Source organism: Shigella sp. FC1661 (assembly GCF_001712525.1).
Lineage (GTDB): Bacteria > Pseudomonadota > Gammaproteobacteria > Enterobacterales > Enterobacteriaceae > Escherichia > Escherichia coli.
Genome location: NZ_MDGW01000168.1, coordinates 1 through 4893 on the forward strand (window position 1 = coordinate 1; position 4893 = coordinate 4893).

Here is a 4893-nt window from a genome sequence, read left to right on the forward strand (position 1 = left end):
AATAACGCGTAATCATCAGTGCCGCTCAATGTGGCAACTGTTGAAAAAAGTTCGCCATTTTATGGAAACCGTCAGCCCATTCCCCGGAGGCAAACATGGACTGGCAAAAGTGTAGCGGTATTAAGCGCAGCTATTTAGGCATAAATTAAATTTAACGAACTGCATCTACACAGTCCTCCGTGCCAAACGGGCAACACACGGAAGGGGGATTGTGTTTCGATTGGTAACCTGTAAGAAACAACTAGTGGAAATACCTGTACTTTATAATTTCAAGGGTACGGGTCCGCTTCGTTTGATTTGCGCGTTTTTAACAATTTTAAAACCCAGATATACTGTTCCGGATGTGACCCCACCAAAATTTCCACTGTTTTGTTCATTTGTCGGGCAATCATTTTATTGTCCGCGCTGGCAATGCATGCATCCATTGGTGGCCGAACTTCAATAGTCAGGAAATGTTTTTTTTCATCATAAACCGGGAAAAGCGGTATAATCATAGCCTGACTGATGTTCATCAGACGTCCAATAATTGGTAATGTCGCTTTATAGGTCGCAAAAAAATCAGCAAATTCACTGTATTCAGGACCATGATCCTGATCTGGAAGGTAATACCCCCAGTATCCCTGGCGTACTGACTGAATAAATGGTTTTATCCCATCCTCCCGGGAATGTAAGCGCCCCCCGAATTTACGCCGTACAGAATTCCAGACATAATCAATCACTGGATTTCGTTGCTGATGAAACATGGCGGCCATTTTTTCCCCCTGAGCTGCCAGCAACATTGCAGGAATATCCACGCTCCAGCCATGGGGAACCAGAAAAATCACATTTTTGTTATTGTATCGAATTTCCTCAAGAATTTCGAGGCCTTTCCAGAACACTCGTTTCTGGAACTTTTCCGGACCACGAATTGCCAGTTCTGCCATCATCACTATGGATTGCAATGCTGTGGCAAACATTTTGTCGACAATTATTTCCCGTTCTGTATCACTCTTTTCTGGGAAACAAAGCGATAAATTAATCGTCGCCCTGCGACGAGCTTTTTTGCTCAATCTGCCCGCCCAACGCCCTATTTTTGCCAAGACAGGATCTCTGAATGAAGGGGGAAACATTGAAATACCTGCAATCATTCCCAAAAGGAACCATGTAGACCAGTAAACAGGGGAAAGATAATTTTTCTTAAATTCAGGAATAAACTCAGATTTATATTTTTTCATTATTTAGTGCGAATGCCTCTACCAAAATTATCATTACTGTTTTATTCAGAGAATACATCAAACCTTAATTTAAATCCTGATGTTCTGAGTGTACAGGATATGCATCCAAAGAGCGGATAGTAGTTTCATGGATATAATCCAGCAAAGCGTATCGTTTTCGGTACTCAGAGCGTTTTTTACTGGCTATATCGCTTAGCGGCTTTCGAATCACCTGGGTTGGTAATCTGTACCAGTCACCACAGGTTTTTCCTGCTACAGACTCCCAGAAATCACTATAGACCGCAACAAAGGTTTTGCGTTTCTGATACCAGTATCTCAATTGCCGGAAAACATGACTGTGCTCACTGACTGCCAGACACTCAGAGATATTGCAAGCTTTCATCAACGCACAAAATGCTTCAAAAATAATCCGTTTTGGGAAAATCCCATAACAGGCCCGGGTTGCGCACCGAATAACATCAGGTCCGGTATTTTTAGGGGCTCCCTGTAATCCGCCAATAAAAGCAATGTGTCCATTTTGAGTCAGAATGACTGAAAATGTTAACCGGGTAATAACTGTTTTATTGTAAAACAATGACAACATCAACTCTCCTTCCCGGTCAAAACCACTGGGAGAACACTGGATATCAAAATTCTCTCCATCTTTCCCGATGAATTGGACTAATGATACCGATTTTTGTGGAAACAAAAATTTAGAATATTTTTCTGGCAAATTTTGCACAAAGCGATAATGCTCAAGAATATATTGTCCACGGGTCCAGGCGCGCCCCCTTTATGCAAATAAGGGCGATGAATTCTTGCTGGCAACGTGGGGTGTATTGCCAGAATATCCTCAATGCACGGCAAGGAACGCAGTTCGTAATAATATCGAATACTGACAACCGGATTTATAGCACATCGCAAAATGTACATGAACCGGAATTTTCTGTGTTCCCACTTCCCCGGGAGTGAATCTGAGGAAAAAACAATCCTTTTAAGGAAACCGATAAATGATAAGTTACTTACAGAAAACATATTGTTACTTGTGCTTCGCTAATGTGAGTATTTTTAACGCAGTTTTATTAATATCAAACCGCTCTTCTATATCCTGTTTTGCCTGGCGAGCCATCTGATAAAAACGCCCAGGGTCATTAAAAAAATCATTCAGGGCGCACATCCATGCGTGCTTATTACCTGCTGGTAACAATGTCCCGGTCTGGTTGTTCTGAATAACATCAGGGATTCCACCAATCTGACTGGCCAGTACAGGCACAGAAAATGCCGATGCTTCTGCCAGTACCATACCAAACGATTCGTTTTCTGAAGGCAGAACCACCAGACTGGCAACCCGATATACGGGGGCGGCAGGAAAAACATTGTCAGCAATAAAAACATCATCATGCATGCCCATACTGTCAATCTGATACTGTAAATGCTCCCGCAGTTCAGGCGAACCAGACCCCACAATCAACCAACAGAACTGTCGTCCATTCATTTTTAAATGGAACAGTAAATTCAACATAAATTCGTGCCCTTTTTCCGGGCGCAACATTCCTACCTGAGCAATAACGGGGCATCCCCTTCGGGACGCCAGCCAAGAAAGAACATTTGGAGGCAAACTGTTTCGGGAATCAACGTATAATTTCTGGAAATCAAAGCCTGGAGGCACAACAGTAACCCGGGTTCGACATCCTTCCTGCTCCAGATGTGTCTTCATACTTGTTCCGGGAACAATCACCTCATCGCAAAAATGATTTATTGAAAAAACTTTTGTTTTTCGTGTCAAATATGTCTTTTGCCTGATAATTCTGAATGGATGTTTCCAAGTGAATAACCGTACTAAACCAACAATATTGCTATCATGCCCACTGTGACAAACGATTGCATTGGGCTGAAAACCATGAACTATTCCGAGTAATCTCCATGCAGTAGGGATGTGAAGACTGTTTCGAAATAACGCGAATGTGATATCAATTCCCAATTTACTGGCTTCAAAAGCAATTTTGCTGTTTTCCCTGCAGACAAGCAGAACTGAATGCCCCATTTTCTTCAGGGCCTTCATTTGAGCAACAGCCTGTAATTCCTGACCACCTATATTCGGTGATGATTCCGTAAATAGTATATTCATTATTAATCATCCGGTAATCTTGGCCCCTTATGAAAGGCCAGCAACGATGAAAAAAACGGTGTTGTATAATAAAAAAGTCGTCTTTTCAGCCATGCGCAACTTTCCCGTTCTTTGGTGCTTATTCTTCCTATCCGTGTAGTTCCTTTAGCAGGAGCATTCATTCTTCTTTCTGTTGTATATAAATAATAGAATCCAAGTTCTTCAGCGACCTGAATATAATCCTTGTTATAATAACCTTCCGGCCAACACAAATGTTTACTGCATTTTCCTGTCATTTCTTTCAAATATTCTCTCCCGCTCAACAAGTCCTGCCGAAGATGTTTACACTGTTCTTCTCGTGAACTGAACTTTTTATCCCAGCGTGTATGAGTATGCGTATGAACATGAAATTCGACCAGACCAGATTGCAACATTTCGTTTACTTCAGACCAGCGAAGCATAACATTATCAGCATTCCCTGTCGCTATTTGATGTTCGCAATCGCGATGAGAATATTCCTTTCCAGGAGAGTGACGAACCGGACCATTCCCAATAAAACCGGTAATTAAAAAAATATGTGCTTTGAGATTAAACTCTTTTAATAAAGGATATACCTGAAACCAGTTGTCAAGGTATCCATCATCAAATGTCAACATAACGCTTTTCCGGGGGAGTTTTCCGCCCCGATAAAAAAACTCCAGTTCATCTGATGACAGTGTTTTCCAGTTGTTTTCAGCCAACCATTTCATTTGCTTCCGGAATGTCACGGGAGAAAGTGTAACCAGTCCGGGGCAATGACTGACATGATGATACATTAATACCGGAACATGATTGGCTTTGAACAAAATGCCCCCTTCGTTTAACATTTAAAGTTTCTGGCACCTAGTAAGCAGAGACAAAAGGAAAACCCAATAAAGCTGGTGCATTTTATTTCCAGATACTGGATGAATAACATAGCAAACCCATGGCATACTTGATATATTTTACTAAATTAAACATCAACAATTCATAAACAATGATATATTATCATATCTTTTAAAAACGACTCACTAAGAACCTTGAGGTGGCACACTGAATTTGGCTACCTGAACAGAGGTGATATGTTCACCTCAGAACAACACAGGTGCTCCAATGAAAAAAAGGAATTTCAGCGCAGAGTTTATTTACGGGGTGACGCTTTCATTAACCTGTACACGAACTTCTATTCCGGCATCATGACAGGCCTGCAGCTACTGCGCCATTTCCAGCGGATCGCCCTCCCGGCGTACCACCCCACCTTCTTTATTCCATAACTGCAGAGCATTTTTCTGATTGTTCCATCTGATTTCGGGGGGGATTCCGGGCAAGGTTGTTCAGTAAGGCATTCCTTCGTAAAATCAGCATGTTTTTTGCACGACGGAAACCGGCAGCCATGAAAATCTGTCTTTATCATACTCTGAATCCTGACACGATCCCGGGTTATAAAAAATTTGCACAGGCTATTGCCACCGATAACTTGGTAATGCTGCCAACTTACTGATTTAGTGTATGATGGTGATTTTAAGGTGCTTGCGTGGCTTCCATTTCCATCAGATGTCCTTCCTGCTCCGCTAC

At 41.9% G+C, this 4893-nt stretch carries 3 protein-coding genes and 3 pseudogenes; 2 read left to right on the forward strand and 4 right to left on the reverse strand.

Annotated elements, in window-relative coordinates; genetic code table 11:
• Positions 1-115, forward strand: a pseudogene (locus BFF42_RS11100) (IS630 family transposase); the annotation flags it as partial.
• Positions 116-269: 154 nt separating this feature from the next.
• On the opposite strand, the gene lpxM reads toward BFF42_RS11100, so the two are convergent.
• The 4 genes and pseudogenes from lpxM to BFF42_RS11120 form a co-directional block, all read right to left on the reverse strand.
• Positions 270-1214: a lauroyl-Kdo(2)-lipid IV(A) myristoyltransferase gene (gene lpxM, locus BFF42_RS11105; RefSeq protein ID WP_012421740.1), complete on the reverse strand. Its 945-nt coding sequence runs from the start codon at positions 1212-1214 to the stop codon at positions 270-272.
• Between the two features lie 64 nt (positions 1215-1278).
• Positions 1279-2228, reverse strand: a pseudogene (gene virK / locus BFF42_RS11110) (virulence factor VirK).
• 4 nt (positions 2229-2232) lie between these two features.
• Positions 2233-3321 carry a putative hexosyltransferase CapU gene (gene capU, locus BFF42_RS11115; protein ID WP_005027207.1) on the reverse strand — a complete coding sequence of 363 codons (1089 nt, stop codon included), beginning with the start codon at positions 3319-3321 and terminating at the stop codon, positions 2233-2235.
• A 2-nt stretch (positions 3322-3323) separates the two neighbouring features.
• Positions 3324-4166: a polysaccharide deacetylase family protein gene (locus BFF42_RS11120; RefSeq protein WP_000931198.1), complete on the reverse strand. Its 843-nt coding sequence runs from the start codon at positions 4164-4166 to the stop codon at positions 3324-3326.
• A 482-nt stretch (positions 4167-4648) separates the two neighbouring features.
• Here BFF42_RS11120 and BFF42_RS27680 point away from each other — a divergent pair.
• Positions 4649-4801 (forward strand): annotated as a pseudogene (locus BFF42_RS27680) (hypothetical protein); the annotation flags it as partial.
• Positions 4802-4893: the final 92 nt, after the last annotated feature.

Excerpts from the sequence above, each read along its gene's own strand:
- lpxM (WP_012421740.1), bottom strand. The coding sequence starts at position 1,214 with ATGAAAAAATATAAATCTGAGTTTATTCCTGAATTTAAGAAAAATTAT.
- capU (WP_005027207.1), bottom strand. The coding sequence starts at position 3,321 with ATGAATATACTATTTACGGAATCATCACCGAATATAGGTGGTCAGGAA.
- BFF42_RS11120 (WP_000931198.1), bottom strand. The coding sequence starts at position 4,166 with ATGTTAAACGAAGGGGGCATTTTGTTCAAAGCCAATCATGTTCCGGTA.